Raw genomic sequence first — 17,572 nt, 5'->3', positions numbered from 1 at the left:
CAAATCCGGCTAAATCCGATCAATCAGAGCCTTGATTTAACTGCCCCATCTGTCTGGATACAGCAATGAATGCCCCTATCCATCCTAGTATAGTCCCGCCCACTAACAGCGCCATGATTAATGACAAATCAGGTCCCTGAAGATCAAAACGACCAATATAGAGCTCTGTTAACTCAGCCAATGGCGCTTCGACAAGTGCCAGTGAGAAGTAAACCAATACTAGGCTCAACAGTGCACCAAAGAGTCCGTACAGCAGTCCTGCATAGAGGAATGGGCGTCTCACCCAAGCAGCGGTAGCGCCTATCAACAAACTGACCTCAATCTCCTCTTGGCGACTGCTGATCATGGTACGAATGGTGTTAGCGATCACCAGAAGCACGGTCATACCCAATAACAGCGCCAGCACAAAACTGATGCTGGAGAATGAGCCTAAAATCACTTCGAGACGCTCTAACCACTCTACGTCTAACTCGGCGACATCCACCTCTGGCAAGGCTGCCATGCTTTCACGCAGTGCTTTCATGGTCGCAGGATCTTGATCACGCGGCGTCGCGAGCACAACCGCTGGGAGTGGATTCTCATCCAATAGGTTGATCAGCTCACCCAGTTCAGAGTGGCTTTTAAACTCGCTGGCACCTACATCGCTACTGATCAATTCAACCGAAAGTAGATCATCACGCAGCAGGAGTGAACGGCTGAATCGATCTAACTCGTCGGCTTTGAGTTCTGGGCTTAAATAGAGTGCAAGCTGAGGCTCAAAGTCAGTACCCGGTGTCAGCTGTTTCAAATTACCCAACAGCGAATACATAAAGGTTGGCACAGCGAGTACAACCGCCAATAGCAGCAGTGTCACCAGCGTCGACAGTCGATTATGTAGAAGACGCTTAACGGCATCGGCACTCTCTAGACGGTGCTGTACCGCCCAGTGTTTAACGCGTTGCCAACGGCTGACGCTGATATCAGAGGCGCCGCGTGATCGAGTCTCACTACTGGACATGACGCAGTCGCCCCTTATCTAAAATCAGCACTCTATGACGCATTCGCTTGATCAACGCCACATCATGGGTCGCGATCAAGACGGTCGTTCCAATGCGGTTGAACTGCTCGAATAGACTCATGATGTCGAGAGAGAGTCTAGGGTCGAGGTTACCGGTCGGCTCGTCGGCAATCAGCACCCTAGGCTTATGAACAATGGCACGCGCAATACCGATACGCTGCTGCTCGCCACTCGATAACGCCTGTGGGAGCTTCTGCTCTGACTCCAACAGTCCTACTCGATCGAGTGCCGCGCGTACGCGACGACCAATATCCTCTTCGTTATAGCCTGCGATACGCAGTGGAAGTGCAATGTTCTGGTAAACAGTGCGATCTTCTAACAGACGATGATTCTGGTAGACCACACCCAGGGTTCGGCGATATTGCGGAATCTCGCTGCGAGACAATTCAGATAGATTTTGATCACCGACCCACACATCACCACGGCTAGGTTGCTCAACGCGCGTCAGCAGTTTTAACAGGGTACTCTTCCCTGCTCCCGAGTGGCCTGTCAAAAAGGCCATCTCGCCCGACTCCAATGTAAAGTCGACAGACCTTAGGGCCTCTTGACCAGAGTCATAGCGCTTACTGACGTTAGTGAATTGAATAGCCGCCATAGGAGTTAGTCGAACAACGCCTCAACAAAAGCTTTCGCTTCAAAAGGACGTAGGTCATCAGCTTGCTCACCGACACCGATGAATCGAATAGGCAGACCAAACTGTTTGGCGATGGCAAAGATAATACCGCCCTTCGCTGTGCCATCGAGTTTCGTTAGGGTAATGCCCGTCACGCCCACCGCCTCTTTGAACTCTTTAGCCTGGCTGATGGCGTTCTGACCCGTACCCGCGTCGAGTACCAACATCACTTCATGTGGCGCCGAAGGATCTAACTTCTGCATCACACGAACAACCTTCTGTAACTCTTGCATCAGGTTATCTTTGTTCTGCAAACGACCCGCTGTATCTGCAATCAATACATCAACGTTTTTCGCTTTAGCTGACTCAAGCGCATCAAATAGAACAGAGGCTGAGTCTGCACCGGTATGTTGAGCAACCACTGGGACGTTATTTCGCTCACCCCAAACCTGAAGCTGTTCAACCGCCGCGGCACGGAAGGTATCACCCGCCGCTAACATCACCGACTTACCTTCACCCTGATACTTCTTGGCCAGTTTACCGATGGTCGTTGTTTTACCGACACCGTTAACACCCACCATCAGAATCACCATTGGGGATTTGTCACTCTGTAATTCAAGCGGTTGATCAACGGGTTCTAATAGCTCGGCCAGCTCCTGTTTCAGAGCCGCCTGCAGAGCGTCGCCATCCGAGAGCTGTTTACGCTCTACACGATCGGTTAAACGTTCGATAATCTCTGTCGTTGCCTCAACGCCAATATCGGCCATCAGCAACAAGGTCTCGATCTCTTCCATAAGATCTTCATCGATCTCAGGGTTACCGGCGAAGAGGGTTGTAATCTGCTCAGTCAGGCCGGCTTTCGTGCGACTTAGACCGGATTTAACACGATCGAAGAAGCTTTTTGTTGGCTCTGGCTCTGGCTCTGGCTCTGGCTCTGGCTCTGGCTCTGGCTCTGGCTCTGGCTCTGGCTCTGGCTCTGGCTCTGGCTCTGGCTCTGGCTCTGGCTCTGGCTCTGGCTCTGCAGGAGTCTGTTCAACCTCCACTTCGGTCTCAACAGCTTCTGGCTCAACCGTCTCTTCTGCAGCTGCTGGCTCAACTACCTCTTCGACTGCGTCTTCAGCAACAGGCGGCTCTTCAACGGGCGCTTCGTCAACCGATGGTGTTTCAACTGGGGCCTCTGTAACGCTCTCTTCAACGCTTTTTTCTGAAGCAGAATCCTGAATAGCCTCAGTTTTATCCCCTTTCAGATAACGCATCATCACAATCAAAATGACGACGGCAAAAGCGGCCGCAACGTAAGGGATAATGGCTGGATCATAGCCGTTATCAAGCATCCAGTTGTAGAGAGATTCCATAGTCTAAACAGTCCTAATCAGAGGGAACTAAACAGTCAAAATATAAGTCCAGAATTCTACCACATCAGACGCTGTGAAAGCCTATCTATTAGCCTAAGCTGAGGTTAAAATTTCTGTTTACCTAAAACTGCTTTGGCAGAGACCTTTTTCAATGAGCCCTAGACGCAACAGAAACAGCAAACCCGCCCCTCATAATCGAGCAAATGACTCGTTCGTTCGCATCATCGGCGGAGATTGGCGCTCACGAAAACTGAGCTTTCCAGAGAGTGAAGGACTTCGCCCAACACCGGATCGGGTTCGAGAAACGCTATTCAACTGGTTACAAGCTTACACACCAGCAGCCAAATGCCTGGATCTGTTTAGCGGCAGCGGTGCGCTGGCGTTTGAAGCGCTGTCGCGCGGTGCAGCTCACGCCACACTGATTGATGCATCGCGCTTGGTCTGCAATTCACTTAAACACAATCTGCAAGAGCTGAAGGCACAAAACGCTGAAGTGCTCGAAACAGACGCTACTCAATGGCTCCTGCAGCAAGCGAGCCGTGAATTTCGATACGACCTGGTCTTCTTAGACCCCCCCTTCAACAAAGACTTAGTTTCAGGCATCTGTCAGCTACTTGAGGAAAATCAAGTTCTTGCAGATGGATCGATGATATATATAGAGACTGAGAGATCGCTAAGTACCCTATTAGTTCCAGATAACTGGCAACTGTATCGCGACAAACAGGCAGGTGACGTCAGCTACCGCTTGTATAAAAGAAATTAATTTTAGTTATAGATAAATAATTTAATATATCTATTAATTATTAAAAGTTTCTCCTATAATTTGTCGCCTTGACGCAATTCCGTTACCATCCGCGGGAATATTACCGCTATTAGGAGTAGCTGGGATGAAAAGGGTAGCTTACCCAGGAACGTTTGATCCTATTACGAACGGCCATGTAGATTTGGTGGAGAGAGCCTCCAAACTGTTTGGTCAGATTGTAGTCGCTGTGGCAGAGAGCCCAAAAAAACGTCCCCTGCTGGATTTGGATGTTCGAGTAGAACTTGCACGCGAATCCTTGGCACACCTCGACAACGTAGAAGTGGTTGGCTTTAACAGCCTACTGATCGATCTTTTGAAAGATCAGCAATGCGACGTCATTTTACGAGGTTTGCGAGCGGTTTCAGATTTTGAATATGAGTTTCAGCTTGCCAATATGAACCGAAAGTTGGCTCCACAAGCTGAGAGCCTGTTTTTAACACCGGCTGAACACTTGTCGTACATCTCATCGACGCTGATTCGCGAAATCGCGTCATTAGGTGGAGACGTGACAGAGTTTGTTCATCCGGCTGTCGATGCGGCATTGAAACGACATTTTTCTAACTAGTTTAGATTTGAGCCTAGAGTGAGGTAGACACGATGGCACTAATGATTACCGACGAATGCATCAACTGTGATGTGTGTGAACCAGAATGTCCTAACGAGGCGATCAGCCCAGGGGATGAGATCTACGAGATCGAGCCAAGTAAATGTACTGAGTGTGTAGGCCACTACGACACGCCACAGTGTGTTGAGGTTTGTCCGGTTGACTGTATTCCAAAAGATCCTGATCACGTTGAAACTGAAGAGCAACTGATGATCAAGTACGAGAAGCTGGTTGGCTAATCGAACTCAAAGACAAAAAAACGCGACCTTGGGTCGCGTTTTTTTGTGCCTGATTAACCTAAAACTCCGGCGCCAGCTCGTTCATCTGAAACTCTTGATCAAGACGCTGGCCAACCACATTGGGCTCCACCAAGTGGTAGGCGTAGTTCATGTGCAGACAACGAACTTTGTCCCAGTTAGCAATACCGCCAATGCCTACCTCGTTGAACATCTTAGTGAACCCAAGAGTTTCGATTCGCTGTCTGTCCTCCGGACGCATCAGTTCCCAGCGGCGCTCCATGTAGTGTTTCTGCTGCGCCATGTAGGTATCACGAAGCTCTGCATCCTCTTGCAGCTCCTCCTCAAAACGCTTAATCCAGCCCGTCATCTCGACACGACTGATCTCAACACTTAAATCCTTACTGCTCAGCCAATAGAGGGTTGGGAAAGGCTTATCATCGATCAGGCTTCGCATCTGTAACACCAATGGCACACCACTAGGGGTTTGTGCCGCTATCGCCTCGATACCGCGAGGCTCGCGACCGATCTGCTGGCGTACTATTTGAAGCTGTCTCTCTGTTGGTTGCATCTTAAACCTGTGCGTATTGATCAGCATTGAGGATCCATCGATCACACAGCTGACGGGTTAATTCTGTTGATGTCTCTATGCGCTCTGCTGTCTGCTGGACACTGTCGAGCATGTCAGCGTCACGTTGCAGATCGGCGATTCTGAAACTCATCATGCCTGTCTGGCGGGTGCCTAACACCTCACCCGGGCCTCGCAACTCAAGATCACGCTCTGCAATACGGAAACCGTCACTGGTCTCACGCATGATTGCCAAACGGTCGCGACCCTGCTGCGAAAGAGGCGCATGATACATCAAAACACAAAAACTCTCTCGCGACCCTCGACCTACACGGCCGCGTAACTGATGCAACTGTGATAATCCCAGTCGTTCGGGGTTCTCGATGATCATTAAACTCGAATTCGGAACGTCTACGCCGACCTCAATCACCGTCGTAGCCACCAAAAGATCCAACTCATGCGCTTTGAATTGCGCCATCACATCCGCTTTTTCGGCCGGTTTCAGACGACCATGCACCAGACCAATTCTAAGATCGGGCAGAGCCTCGCGCAGCTCTTCGGCAGTCGTTTCGGCTGCCTGACACTGCAGCGCTTCGGACTCCTCTACCAGCGTACAGACCCAATAGGCCTGCAGGCCCTGTTTGCAGTTCTGTTCAACGCGCTCAACCACTCGATCGCGACGACTGTCATCAATCACGACCGTTTGCACTGGCGTTCGGCCCGGTGGTAGCTCATCGATGATGGAGCAGTCCAGGTCAGCGTAAGCACTCATTGCTAGTGTACGAGGGATGGGGGTAGCGGTCATTATGAGCTGATGAGGTATTTTACCGTCATTTCGCCCCTTTTCACGCAAACTTAGCCTCTGATCGACGCCAAATCGATGCTGCTCATCAATCACAACCATCGCCAGATCATGGAAGGCGACCTCATCTTGAAACAGGGCGTGGGTTCCGACAACCACCTGAGCCTCACCACCACTGATCTCAGCTAATGCCGCTTCCCGTGCTTTACCTTTTACCTTACCCGCCAACCACGAGACCTTAATCCCAAGCGGCTCCAGCCAACTTTTAAAGTTGATTAGATGCTGTTCGGCCAGAATTTCTGTCGGAGCCATAACCGCCGCTTGTTTGCCGTTTTCAACCGCTTGTAACGCGGCCAATACAGCAATCATGGTCTTACCTGAGCCCACATCACCCTGCACCAACCGCAACATCGGCAAAGGGCGCCCCATATCACGGGCCACCTCTCGTGCCACACGAAGCTGAGCCTCTGTAAGTGAAAAAGGCAGCCGATCTAGAAACGGCAGCGTGAGTCGACCCGTCGATTTCAGCGCTGGCGCACCTTGCGTCTGCATCTGATGACGTACCACGCGAAGCGATAGGTTATGTGCCAATAACTCTTCGAAAGCTAAGCGTCTCTGCGCTGGATGCTGCCCTTCAAGTAGCGACTCCAAATCCACACCAACAGGAGGCTGGTGAAGAAAGCGCACGGCATCGGTTAGTGAGGGGTAATGGTTGCGCGCTAGCTCAGAGTCCGGCAGCAACTCATCTAAGGGTTCAGAACCTAAAGCGGAGAGTGCCTGCCCTACCAGGCTTCTAAGGCGCGGTTGAGTCAAACCTTCAGTCAATGGATAGATTGGGGTCAGCGTCTCTTCCAACTGATCAAAGCCATCGCCCTTCATCAGCTTGTACTCGGGATGAATCAGTTCTAAACCATTTGCACCAGGGCGCACCTCGCCAAAACAGCGAATATCCGCATTGATCAAGCCGCTCTTTTGCACAGCGCTGAAGTGGAAAAAACGCAGAGTTAGGGTACCAGTGCCATCCTGAATACGGCAGACCAGGCTTCGGCGGCGCCCCATCACGATGTCACACGCGATTACACGCGCCTCAACCACCACCTCATCACCGGGGCGCATCGCTCCTATCGCAGTGATGCGCGTTCGATCTTGGTAGCGCAACGGCAAGTGAAACAGCAGATCCTGAAAGTTATGAATACCTAGCTTGCCAAGTTTGGACGCTAGCGCAGCGCCAACACCCTTTAGCTCAGTGACCTTTCGATGGGCTACCTGAGAAGACACGGCCAGTTAACTATCCAACGCTCGGCACTTAGCGATGGCATCAACCAACACATCAATCGCCTGTGGACGAGGGAAGCTGGCACGCCAAGCAACAGCAACCGATCGCATCGGTTTGGGATCATTGAACGGCACAATATCAACCAACGAATTGGAGGGGTGATTCGCTAAAGCCGACTCTGGTAACACGCTGGTTCCTAAGCCAGAGGCGACCATCATACGAATGGTCTCTAGTGAACTGCCTTCAGTGACTCTGTGTTGATCATGGAACGACTGATTCAAGCTTGGGCAGGCCTCCAGTACCTGATCCCTGAAACAGTGCCCCTCACCCAGCAGCAGCATATCCAGCTCGTTCAACTTCTGAGAGTCCACTGAGCCCGCTTTGCTCAGCTCATGCCCTTTTGGAGTAATTAAACTGAAGGTCTCATCATAAACCGCCCGAGTCAGCACATCGGGCTCATGGAAAGGCAACGCGATGATGATCGCATCCAACTCACCAGTGCGTATTTTGCTTCGAAGAACTTCGGTCAAATTCTCCTCGATGTAGAGAGGCATTTGCGGTGCAATCTGCTGAACTTCGGGAATTAGACGAGGGAAAAGGTAGGGACCGATGGTGTAAATTGCACCCACACGTAACGGGGTAGCCAGCTGATCTTTACCTTCACGGGAGAGCTCTTTAATCGCTTCAGCCTGCTCTAATACGCGCTGTGCTTGACGCACTACTTTGTCACCTATGGGCGTCACGCGTACGGCGTTTTTACTGCGTTCAAACAACGCGACACCGAGCTCATCTTCCAGCTTTTTAACGGCGATAGAGAGCGTCGGCTGACTGACAAAGCATTTTTCGGCGGCATGGCCGAAGTGCTGTTCACGAGCTAGCGTGACGATGTAGCGAAGTTCTGTAAGCGTCATTTTCGATCCTCTGGTAATCTTTAACGACTAAAGGGAGAACACTACCGTGTCGAAACGTTTTCTAATCATTGGCTGTGGTGACTTGGGCAATACCATTGCAACCAAGCTCATCAGTAAACAACATAAGGTCTATGGTCTTAGACGTAATATAGACCAGCTATCGGAAGGCGTACAACCAATAGCGTGCGACTTTTATGAAATTGAAAATCTCCCGCCCCTTCCAGAAGTCGATTACGTCATCTTCTCGGCCGCCGCAAAATCACGCGATATTGAGCACTACCGACAGATATACGTCGATGCCCCGGCTGCCATATTAAAAGCACTGCCAACTGCACCGATACGCTCTTTTGTGGTTAGCTCAACCGGCGTCTATGCTCAAAACCGTGGTGAGTGGATTGATGAATTCAGCGCTGCTGAACCTAACACGGCGCACTCCGTTCTACTTTTGGAAGGCGAATCACAGTTTAAACAGCGATCAGCTTGCACCCTGATCCGCAGCAGCGGCATATACGGCCCTGGCCGTACCCACCTTCTAAAACGCATCCTCAGTGGAACCATTGCGTTAGAGACGCCGACTCATTTTAGCAATCGTATACACAGTGACGACTTGGCCCATTTTGTTGTGCACTTAATTGGCAAAGCGATCGACCAACAACCACTGAAAGAACTCTATTTAGCCAGCGACGGTCACCCAGCACCGATTCATGAGATTACCAAGTGGCTTGCAGAGCAACTGGGCGTGGCAGCCCATCATCAGGAGCCGATACAGCGTGGCGGGAATAAACGCATCGCTAACAGAGCGATGAGGGAGAGTGGCTTTGTCTGTCGATACCAGGACTACAAAGCCGGATTTGCGCCTCTGCTGGATGATTTCAAATCGCAACAGAGGCAGATCACTTAACAGCGGTTAAGCCTTCGATTTAAGCAGGCGTGCCGCTTTAACGGCAAAGTAGGTCAAGATGCCATCGGCACCTGCTCGTTTGAATGCCAGCAGTGACTCCATCATCACCGACTCCTCATCCAACCAGCCATTTTGAAACGCCGCCATGTGCATCGCATATTCGCCGCTCACTTGGTAAGCATAGGTAGGCACACGTAGCTCAGTTTTCACACGGCGCACGATATCAAGATAGGGCATACCCGGTTTTACCATCACCATATCAGCACCCTCAGCTAGATCGAGAGCAACCTCGTGCAGGGCTTCATCGCTGTTAGCAGGGTCCATCTGGTAGCTGTATTTATTGCCTTTGCCAAGATTACCGGCAGAGCCTACTGCGTCACGGAAAGGACCGTAGTAAGCACTTGCATACTTGGCAGAGTAGGCAAGGATGCGAGTATTGACATGACCACCGGCCTCTAGCGCTTCACGGATCGCCTGAATACGGCCATCCATCATATCACTCGGGGCCACCACATCAGCGCCCGCTTCAGCGTGTGAGAGCGCCTGCTTCACCAATACATCAACAGTGATGTCATTGAGTACGTAACCCTCTTCATCGATGATGCCGTCCTGTCCATGGGTAGTAAATGGATCCAACGCAACGTCAGTAATCACACCCAGTTCTGGTAATTTTGCTTTGATCGCTCGCACGGCACGCTGTGCCAAACCCTCTGGATTGAATGCCTCTTCGGCCATTTCAGACTTAGCGGATGCAGGTGTGACTGGGAATAGAGCCACGGCAGGAATACCTAGTTCATAAGCTTCCTGACAGGCATCAACAAGCAGATCAATGCTGAGTCGCTCAACACCCGGCATAGAGGGGACCGTTTCACGCTCACCTTCGCCCTCAATCACAAACATTGGGTAGATCAGATCTGGGGCTGTCAGCTGGTTCTCACGCATCAAATCACGAGAGAAAGTGCTAGCACGCATACGACGCATGCGAGTGAGTGGAAAAATGCGTTGGCTAGGATCGAATGCCACGAGACACCTCATTAGTAGATGATTTTTAACAAGTATAACGCTCAAGATGGCGGCAAGACTAACCCGCCGACCAACAAATCGACACAAAAATGGCTTTGGTTATTTACATATAACTAAATAATATCTAAATAACCTCTTTTTAGCTGTTATGACTATATACAAACCCTATCTCAATCCCTAAAGTACGCACCACGGAATAACTGAGGTCATGGATTGACCCGGTGAGACCAAGGATTGGTTTCAATGGAAGTAAAGCAACACAGGGACATCGCAGGACGCGACTAGGTTGCAAGGAAAGTCTTCCAACAGGGCGTGCCATGGAGTGGCCGCCCTATTTTTTTGCCTGCTATTTGCCCAACAGCAATGCGATGCGATGCGCCAGATCCTCGGGATCATCCCAGGGCATCATATGCCCAGCCCCTTCAATGAACTCCAAATGCATCGGCTGCTTAATCCTATTAGCCACACGTAGCGCATACTCTTTGGATAACACCTCATCATGATCACCTTGCAGATTGATCAATGTAAATGGGAACACCGAATCAGCAATCCCAGCTTGATGGGTAAACAGTGAAGCAAGCGTTGCCAGAGGGTAGTCAAAGATAATCAATGGATCGTCATTGATGTAGGGCCCTGCGGGGTGATCACCCAGAAGCGACTCAAAATCGATAAAGCTCTTAAGTGGCAGGCGCATATTGGGAAACCACAGAGCGCTGAAGCGAGTCCAGCTCCAACCCAAGGCATACATCATATCGGGAGGCTCTTGCCCTAACAGCAGCGTGGTACAGAGCACCGATTGAATGCGCTGATCTAGCTCAGCCAACGCAACCGCCGTGACAGCCCCTATCGAGTAACCATAGACGGACCATGGACCGGTAAAGCGGGATTCAAGGGCATTCAGCACATGGGAAAGGTGATGCTGGAACTGTTCAACAGTATATCGACCGCGATTACCTGCAGAGTAGCCGTGTCCCGGAGGATCGACCGCAATCACATTAAAACCCTGCTGATTAAGGGCTACAGCTAATTCAGCATAGAGCTCGACATAGGTGCCGATCCCTGCGAGAAACAGAATATTGGGGGCGCTGTGCGAGACAGGGTAGATCTCGACATTAATGCTGGCATCCAATCGCCACACTTCACGATGTGTCAGCGCATCCGAAATACCCAACCCCTGACGACGAGCCTTCTGCTCTACCGTCTCAACGGGGAACGCCTGCCTAAAGCTCATTAACGCTGACACCTAGGACAAAATACCGTCGCCCGTTGACCCTGACGAATCTCTTTAAGCGTCGAGCCACAGGATTTACAGGCCTCACCGCCTCGACCGTAGACCGAGAGCTCTTGCGCAAAATAACCTGGCTTGCCGTCACTGGAGAGGAAATCCCTTAAGGTAGTACCACCGCGCGTGATGGCGTACTCAAGCACGCTCTTAATCTCGCCGACCAAACGCTCATAACGCTGTTTTGACACCTTACCCGCCGGCTTACGCGGATCGATACCCGCTCTAAAGAGAGACTCATTAGCATAAATGTTGCCAACACCGACGACGACTTCAGAGGTCATGATGAACTGCTTGATGGCTAGAGAGCGATTACGTGACGCCTTAAACAGATAATCCACGTTAAATGCATCGGACAGAGGCTCTGGGCCTAGCTTCTCCAATAACTTGTGCGTCTCACCTTTGGGTTGCCAGAGCACAGAACCGAAACGGCGAGGATCGGTTAGGCGCACCAACAAGCCATTTTCCATCACGAGATCCACATGATCATGTTTGGCCGGTTCTGTTCCTTTGGGAAGAACTCTCAAGCTACCTGACATACCCAAGTGCACCATGAGATCGCCCTCATCAAAACGTATCAGGATATATTTTCCTCGACGTTCGACGCTATTAACCTTTTTTTCAACGATGTTTTTAGGAATTTCACTAGGCACAGACCAACGCAAACGAGGCTCACGCACCACAAAATCGGCCACACGCTGCTGATCAATGTGCGGCTCTATGCCTCGTCGTGTTGTCTCTACTTCGGGTAACTCTGGCACTTAACTCACCTTAGCCGCACGTTGGGTTAAAAAGACACCTAGCACCGTCACAGCCACACCCACCAAGGTTAGCATCGACAGACGCTCATCAAACAGATACCAAGCTTCTAGCGCTGTTGCGGGCGGAACAAGATAGAAATAGCTGGCTACTTTGGCTGACTCACCTTCACGAATCATCAACATCAATAGCAAAATAGCAGAGAGCGACAGACCAAGCACCAACCAGGTCAACGCGCCAATTAACTCAATGTGCCAAACCACCTCTTGAGTCTCAAAAGCGAAGGTTAAAGCGCCCATGATAATCGCCGTCATCACGTATTGAATGAACGATCCAGTAAGAAGATCCGCCCCCCCACCAAAACGTTTCTGATAGAGGGTGCCAATAGAGATCGCAAAGAGTGCCACCAAGGCGGCCGTGATCGCTCCCGCCGTAAGGGTAATCTCCTCATCCGCCACACCTGACCAGAGCACTGTCACGACGCCGATCAAGCCAAGCCACAACCCAACCCAACCCATAGGGCTCAACTTCGACTTGAGCCATATCTGTGAGATAAAGGCGGTCAGTAGCGGCTGCAGACCGACAATAATCGCCGTTACACCGGCCGGCATATCCAACTTGATGGCTGCAAATACGCCACCCAAATAGCCTGCATGAATCAACGATCCCGTAACCAACTGATGTTTAGCGACATCCCAGCTCGGCCAACGTCCACGGAAGATCTGAATCAATAAAAAGAAGACCGCCAACGTGAACAGCATACGGATAAATAGGTAGTTAAACGGTTCAATATAGGGCAAACCGTATCGAGCACCGATAAAGCCGGTGCTCCAAAGCAGAACAAATGCAAAAGGTACAACACTCATCCATGATCTTGTCATCTATTAATCCCAATCCAACAAATTGCACTCTGATAGTAGCTTGGGTGACTGGCTTCAGCCTGTCATCCTCTTTTGTTTTACACTACTAAGACTGGAATACGCTGATATAGCGGATGACAGGCTGAAGCCAGTCACCGGCGCTGCGTAGCCAGTTTATAGCAGGCAAAAAAATACCCGCATCAGTGTAACCGAATGCGGGTATCTTTGGGATGCTGTATCAATTACTTGATCTTAGCTTCCTTGTAGATAACGTGCTTACGAACAACCGGATCGTATTTCTTGAATTCGAATTTGTCCGGAGTGTTACGCTTGTTCTTATCTGTAGTGTAGAAGTGACCAGTACCTGCAGAAGAGACTAGTCGGATCTTTTCGCGTGCGCCTTTAGCCATGACTTAGCTCCTTATGCTTAGACTTTGTTGCCATTTTTACGAACGTCAACAAGAACAGCGTCGATGCCTTTCTTGTCGATGATGCGCATACCTTTAGAAGATACGCGTAGACGAACGAATTTGTTTTCGCTCTCTACCCAAAAACGGTGCCAGTGCAGGTTTGGTAGGAAGCGACGACGTGTTTTACGTTGTGAGTGGGAAACGTTGTTTCCTGTTACTGGGGATTTGCCAGTAACCATACATACTCGAGACATTTTAAAACCTCAGTTAATAGTGTTTTCTTTTACTCTGTCAGATATTTATTGAATGCCACTTTCATAACGAAAACCTTGGCAATCTCAGGCGGAGCGTCCGAAAACGAGACAGAAATCCCGTACCAATGAGACAGAGGCGCGTGATATTACAGAAGAACCACCCCAAACGCCACCTTTTTGTCTGTTTTTTGTTCAATCTTAGGAGTGATGTGAGATCGTGGTTTTGCGGTTTTGTTCGCGGTTTTTAGATTTCGCGGTTTTTCGCTTCGCTCAAATTCGCTCCTACAACGCCACCCCGTAAGAACGAATTACCGCAGGTAAACCGTGACACATGATCGCAACCCCCACCCCGCAAGAACGAATTACCGCAGGTAAACCGTGACAAATCATCGTAACCCACACCCCGTAGGAACGAATTGCCACAGGCAAACCGTGACAAATGATCGTAACCCACACCCCGTAGGAACGTATTACCGCAGGTAAACCGTGACACATCATCGTAACCCACACCCCGTAGGAACGAATTGCCGCAGGTAAACCGTGACACCCAATCGAAACCTCCACCCTGTAGGAACGAATTGCCGCAGGCAAACCGTGACACATCATCGTAACCCACACCCCGAAGAAACAAATTGCCGTAGGCAAACCGTGACACGTCTAATCAAGCCATATGGCATCCCAATGCGGATATTCTCTGACTGTTGTTACCAAACCCGCTCTTACTGGGTTCATCACAATGTATCTAGCAATACTCTCAATATCATCCGATCGCCTAATCGCTCGATCATAAAAGCCTTTTTCCCAGCTGATACCCTGACCTTTAACCAAACTCAGCTTAACTTTTCTCATCACATGTGAAATTGAACCTGAGTGTTCATTGAGTTGAATTAGCCAATGGAAATGATCGGGCATTATGACATAGGCCAGACTCTCAATCTGTTGACTGTGCAGGCATTTAACTAGAGATCGAGCCACATGAAAATCTTCAAAAAAGCACTGGCGCCCCAGCGTCACCGTGGTTAGATGATAAATCTGCCCTGGAATCGAAACACGGCCTTTTCTTAACGAACTGTAACCTGGTTTTTTAATCATGACTCATCCTTGAGTTATGTAATTTATGTTTGCGGTATTTGTTTGTGTTTTGCGATTTTATGCGCGGTTTTTTATTTTCGCGGTTTTTCGCTTCGCTCAAATTCGCTCCTACAACGCCACCCTGTAGGAACGAATTGCCGCAGGCAAACCGCGACACATCATCGCAACCCCCACCCTGTAGGAACGAATTGCCGCAGGTAAACCGTGACACATCATCACATCCCACACCCCGTAGGAACAAATTGCCACAGGCAAACCGCGACGCATCATCGCAACCCCCACCCCGTAAGAACGAATTACCGCAGGTAAACCGTGACCTATAGCAGCCCCCTCTCTGCAAAACTCATTGATTGGCTGCCCGCTATGATCAGATGATCGAGCACTTTGATGTCGATCAGAGCTAGCGCTTCTGAGATTTTTTGGGTAATGGTTTGATCGGCCATCGAGGGCTCGCAGACACCTGAGGGGTGGTTATGGGCGAGAATAACGGCTGAGGCGTTGAGCGACAGCGCCGCTTCAACGATGACTCTGGGGTAGACCGCAGCCGCATTTAACGTGCCAGAAAAGAGTATCTGCCATTTAATCACTCGATGCTGTGCATCCAGAAACAGACAACCGAAGTGCTCTCGGCTGGCGCCGGCCAGCTCATGGCTAAGATAGGCCTTAACCGATTCCGGACTCTCGATCACCGAACGTTGTGCTATTTCACTGGCTAGGTAGCGTTTCCCCAGCTCCAGAGCTGCCTGAAGCAGAACGTACCGAGCAACACCGGCGCCGGCCAAATCGATAAAGCGTTCACACTCTCTATTGAGCAGTGCATTTAAGCTACCCGCTTGATCCAACCACTGGCGGCCCAGATCGACGGCATTGCAGCCCGGCAACCCCTGCCCTACAAAAAGAGCCAGCAGCTCAGCATCACTCAGCGCCGATGCGCCCTGTTGCAATAGTCTCTCACGCGGCCTCTCTGAACTTGGCCAATCCAAAATTTTCATATCACCTCCCTGTGATGAACGATATTTCGCTATACTCTGATCCCAGTATAGAAGATAATTCAATTTAAACATTGTCACTGTTTATAAGGCTTTCGAGGTATGCATAGACTTACTAACCGCCACATTTTGATCGGTATCACTGGCGGTATTGCAGCGTATAAAGCAGCTGAATTGACGCGTCTATTCAAAGGAGTCGGCGCGGAGGTACGCGTTGTTCTAACGGATGCAGGTGCTGAGTTCATCACCCCGCTGACCCTACAAGCGCTATCGGGCAACCCTGTGCATCAGTCTCTGCTCGATCCGGAAGCTGAACAGGGCATGGGGCATATTGAGCTGGCCCGTTGGGCGGATCTCATCATCGTAGCGCCAGCGACGGCTGACTTTATGGCTCGATTTGCAGGCGGCATGGCAAACGACTTGCTGACAACCCTCTGTCTAGCGACGGACGCGCCTATCGCGTTAGCGCCAGCCATGAACCAGGCTATGTGGCGTGACCCTCGCACCCAGCAGAACTTAGAGACGTTGCTATCTCAAGGCGTCAATATCTTTGGACCTGGTTCGGGTGAACAGGCCTGTGGTGATACGGGGCCTGGTCGCATGATTGAGCCCACTGATATCCTAGCCAGTTGCGCCAATCTAATTGCGAACGGTCCGCTCAATGAGAAGAGCGTTGTGATTACCGCTGGTCCTACCCGTGAAGCGATCGACCCTGTTCGTTTCATCTCGAATCACAGCTCAGGCAAAATGGGATTCGAACTGGCTTCAGCAGCCGCTAAAGCGGGTGCCAATGTCACCTTGATCGCAGGGCCTGTATCACTGCCAACGCCTAAAGGGGTTCGACGAGTTGATGTCGAGTCAGCAGAGCAGATGCTTGGAGCCGCTTTGATTGCGTCAGAACAAGCTGACATCTTCATTGGCGCCGCTGCTGTGGCCGATTACCGTCCGCAACTGGTCGCAGAGCAGAAGATCAAGAAAGGGGCCGAAGAGGTGATGGAGATTCTATTAACCAAGAATCCAGACATCATCGCTACCATTGCCGCGCAACCTGAGCGCCCACTGATGATTGGCTTCGCTGCTGAGACTGAAAATCTCGTTGAGTACGCTCGCAGCAAACTGGTTCGCAAAGGGCTGGATCTGGTGATTGCTAACGACGTCTCGCAAGCCGATATTGGATTTAATGCTGATCAGAATGAAGTCATTCTGGTTGGACCTAACGGCGAACTCCCTCTTCCCAAAGCCGGTAAGAGCGAATTGGCCGAACAACTCATTTCACACATTTCACAATTGATGGATTGATATGCAAAAGCTACAAGTAAAAATCCTAGATAAGCGCCTAGGTGACTCGATTCCCATGCCAACTTACGCCACCACTGGATCAGCGGGTCTGGATCTTCGTGCCTGTGTTGAAGCGCCGCTGACTCTAGAGCCAGGCCAAACCGAACTGATTCCAACCGGCATGTCGATCTTTATTGAAGACCCTAGCCTCTGCGCAATGATTCTTCCACGTTCTGGCCTGGGGCATAAGCATGGCATCGTGCTTGGCAACCTGGTTGGCTTGATCGATTCTGACTACCAGGGCCAGCTATTTGTCTCGTGCTGGAACCGTGGTCAAACCACTTTCACAGTTGAGCCAGGCGAGCGCATCGCACAGTTAGTTTTGGTTCCTGTGGTTCAAGCTGATTTTGAATTTGTCGAAGAGTTTACTGAGACGGATCGCGGCGAAGGCGGCTTTGGCTCTTCGGGTCGTCACTAATTTTTACATTTGATTTAGAGGT

Annotated in this window: 20 protein-coding genes; 6 read left to right on the top strand and 14 right to left on the bottom strand. The window is 50.5% G+C overall.

What is annotated here, in order from left to right; genetic code table 11:
* Positions 1–19 precede the first annotated feature (19 nt).
* Genes ftsX through ftsY form a run of 3 tightly spaced genes read right to left on the bottom strand, consistent with a single transcriptional unit; the run spans position 20 to position 2,929 of the window.
* Positions 20–997 (bottom strand): permease-like cell division protein FtsX, encoded by a 978-nt coding sequence (gene ftsX, locus XMM312_RS04570; protein ID WP_173481888.1) that lies wholly within the window; start codon positions 995–997, stop codon positions 20–22.
* Positions 987–1,652, bottom strand: coding sequence for a cell division ATP-binding protein FtsE (gene ftsE / locus XMM312_RS04565; protein ID WP_173481887.1), 666 nt, complete (start codon positions 1,650–1,652; stop codon positions 987–989). Before ftsE ends, ftsX begins: the two co-directional genes overlap by 11 nt.
* A 5-nt stretch (positions 1,653–1,657) precedes the next feature.
* A complete protein-coding gene (gene ftsY, locus XMM312_RS04560; protein WP_371740528.1) occupies positions 1,658–2,929 on the bottom strand; it encodes a signal recognition particle-docking protein FtsY in 1,272 nt (423 codons plus the stop codon).
* Positions 2,930–3,176: 247 nt separating this feature from the next.
* On the opposite strand from ftsY, the gene rsmD reads away from it, so the two are divergent.
* From rsmD to XMM312_RS04545, 3 genes are all read left to right on the top strand, one after another.
* Complete coding sequence (gene rsmD / locus XMM312_RS04555; RefSeq protein WP_173481886.1) at positions 3,177–3,788, top strand: 16S rRNA (guanine(966)-N(2))-methyltransferase RsmD; 612 nt, start codon at positions 3,177–3,179, stop codon at positions 3,786–3,788.
* Positions 3,789–3,912: 124 nt separating this feature from the next.
* A complete protein-coding gene (gene coaD / locus XMM312_RS04550) occupies positions 3,913–4,392 on the top strand; it encodes a pantetheine-phosphate adenylyltransferase (RefSeq protein ID WP_173488773.1) in 480 nt (159 codons plus the stop codon).
* A 32-nt stretch (positions 4,393–4,424) separates the two neighbouring features.
* Positions 4,425–4,670, top strand: coding sequence for a YfhL family 4Fe-4S dicluster ferredoxin (locus XMM312_RS04545; protein ID WP_173481884.1), 246 nt, complete (start codon positions 4,425–4,427; stop codon positions 4,668–4,670).
* 58 nt (positions 4,671–4,728) lie between these two features.
* Here the strand turns inward: XMM312_RS04545 and XMM312_RS04540 are convergent, their stop codons facing one another.
* The 3 genes from XMM312_RS04540 to XMM312_RS04530 are packed head-to-tail and all read right to left on the bottom strand — an operon-like array spanning position 4,729 to position 8,224.
* The gene (locus XMM312_RS04540; protein ID WP_254442848.1) at positions 4,729–5,265 is read right to left on the bottom strand and encodes a DUF501 domain-containing protein; all 537 of its coding nucleotides are present in this window, start codon (positions 5,263–5,265) and stop codon (positions 4,729–4,731) included.
* The gene (recG, locus tag XMM312_RS04535; RefSeq protein ID WP_173488772.1) at positions 5,240–7,315 is read right to left on the bottom strand and encodes an ATP-dependent DNA helicase RecG; all 2,076 of its coding nucleotides are present in this window, start codon (positions 7,313–7,315) and stop codon (positions 5,240–5,242) included. Before recG ends, XMM312_RS04540 begins: the two co-directional genes overlap by 26 nt.
* Before the next feature lie 6 nt (positions 7,316–7,321).
* Positions 7,322–8,224 carry a hydrogen peroxide-inducible genes activator gene (locus XMM312_RS04530; RefSeq protein ID WP_173481882.1) on the bottom strand — a complete coding sequence of 301 codons (903 nt, stop codon included), beginning with the start codon at positions 8,222–8,224 and terminating at the stop codon, positions 7,322–7,324.
* A 46-nt stretch (positions 8,225–8,270) separates the two neighbouring features.
* Here XMM312_RS04530 and XMM312_RS04525 point away from each other — a divergent pair, with 46 nt between their 5' ends.
* Entirely contained in the window at positions 8,271–9,125 is an 855-nt protein-coding gene (locus tag XMM312_RS04525; RefSeq protein WP_173488771.1) for an NAD-dependent epimerase/dehydratase family protein, read from the top strand.
* A 6-nt stretch (positions 9,126–9,131) separates the two neighbouring features.
* Here the strand turns inward: XMM312_RS04525 and hemB are convergent, their stop codons facing one another.
* From hemB to radC, 8 genes are all read right to left on the bottom strand, one after another.
* Positions 9,132–10,148 carry a porphobilinogen synthase gene (gene hemB, locus XMM312_RS04520; RefSeq protein ID WP_371743468.1) on the bottom strand — a complete coding sequence of 339 codons (1,017 nt, stop codon included), beginning with the start codon at positions 10,146–10,148 and terminating at the stop codon, positions 9,132–9,134.
* Positions 10,149–10,494: 346 nt separating this feature from the next.
* Positions 10,495–11,379, bottom strand: a complete 885-nt coding sequence (locus tag XMM312_RS04515) for an alpha/beta hydrolase (RefSeq protein WP_173481879.1) — start codon at positions 11,377–11,379, stop codon at positions 10,495–10,497.
* The gene (gene mutM / locus XMM312_RS04510; protein WP_173481878.1) at positions 11,379–12,191 is read right to left on the bottom strand and encodes a bifunctional DNA-formamidopyrimidine glycosylase/DNA-(apurinic or apyrimidinic site) lyase; all 813 of its coding nucleotides are present in this window, start codon (positions 12,189–12,191) and stop codon (positions 11,379–11,381) included. The genes XMM312_RS04515 and mutM overlap by 1 nt, the downstream gene beginning before the upstream one ends.
* Positions 12,192–13,070, bottom strand: coding sequence for a DMT family transporter (locus tag XMM312_RS04505; RefSeq protein WP_173488769.1), 879 nt, complete (start codon positions 13,068–13,070; stop codon positions 12,192–12,194).
* Positions 13,071–13,291: 221 nt separating this feature from the next.
* Positions 13,292–13,459, bottom strand: a complete 168-nt coding sequence (gene rpmG / locus XMM312_RS04500) for a 50S ribosomal protein L33 (protein WP_027854336.1) — start codon at positions 13,457–13,459, stop codon at positions 13,292–13,294.
* Between the two features lie 17 nt (positions 13,460–13,476).
* Positions 13,477–13,713: a 50S ribosomal protein L28 gene (rpmB, locus tag XMM312_RS04495; protein WP_173481876.1), complete on the bottom strand. Its 237-nt coding sequence runs from the start codon at positions 13,711–13,713 to the stop codon at positions 13,477–13,479.
* A gap of 657 nt (positions 13,714–14,370) precedes the next feature.
* Complete coding sequence (locus XMM312_RS04490; RefSeq protein WP_173481875.1) at positions 14,371–14,805, bottom strand: transposase; 435 nt, start codon at positions 14,803–14,805, stop codon at positions 14,371–14,373.
* Between the two features lie 317 nt (positions 14,806–15,122).
* A complete protein-coding gene (gene radC / locus XMM312_RS04485) occupies positions 15,123–15,797 on the bottom strand; it encodes a DNA repair protein RadC (RefSeq protein WP_173488768.1) in 675 nt (224 codons plus the stop codon).
* A gap of 99 nt (positions 15,798–15,896) precedes the next feature.
* Between radC and coaBC the strand changes: the two genes are divergently transcribed.
* Entirely contained in the window at positions 15,897–17,093 is a 1,197-nt protein-coding gene (coaBC, locus tag XMM312_RS04480) for a bifunctional phosphopantothenoylcysteine decarboxylase/phosphopantothenate--cysteine ligase CoaBC (protein ID WP_173484168.1), read from the top strand.
* Between the two features lies 1 nt (position 17,094).
* Positions 17,095–17,550 carry a dUTP diphosphatase gene (gene dut, locus XMM312_RS04475; protein ID WP_173481872.1) on the top strand — a complete coding sequence of 152 codons (456 nt, stop codon included), beginning with the start codon at positions 17,095–17,097 and terminating at the stop codon, positions 17,548–17,550.
* The last annotated feature ends 22 nt before the right edge of the window (positions 17,551–17,572 follow it).

The organism is Marinobacterium sp. xm-m-312, from assembly GCF_013283295.1.
Taxonomy (GTDB): domain Bacteria; phylum Pseudomonadota; class Gammaproteobacteria; order Pseudomonadales; family Balneatricaceae; genus Marinobacterium_E.
Note: the sequence above shows the minus strand (reverse complement) of the source record. Positions and strands in the feature narration are given on the sequence as shown.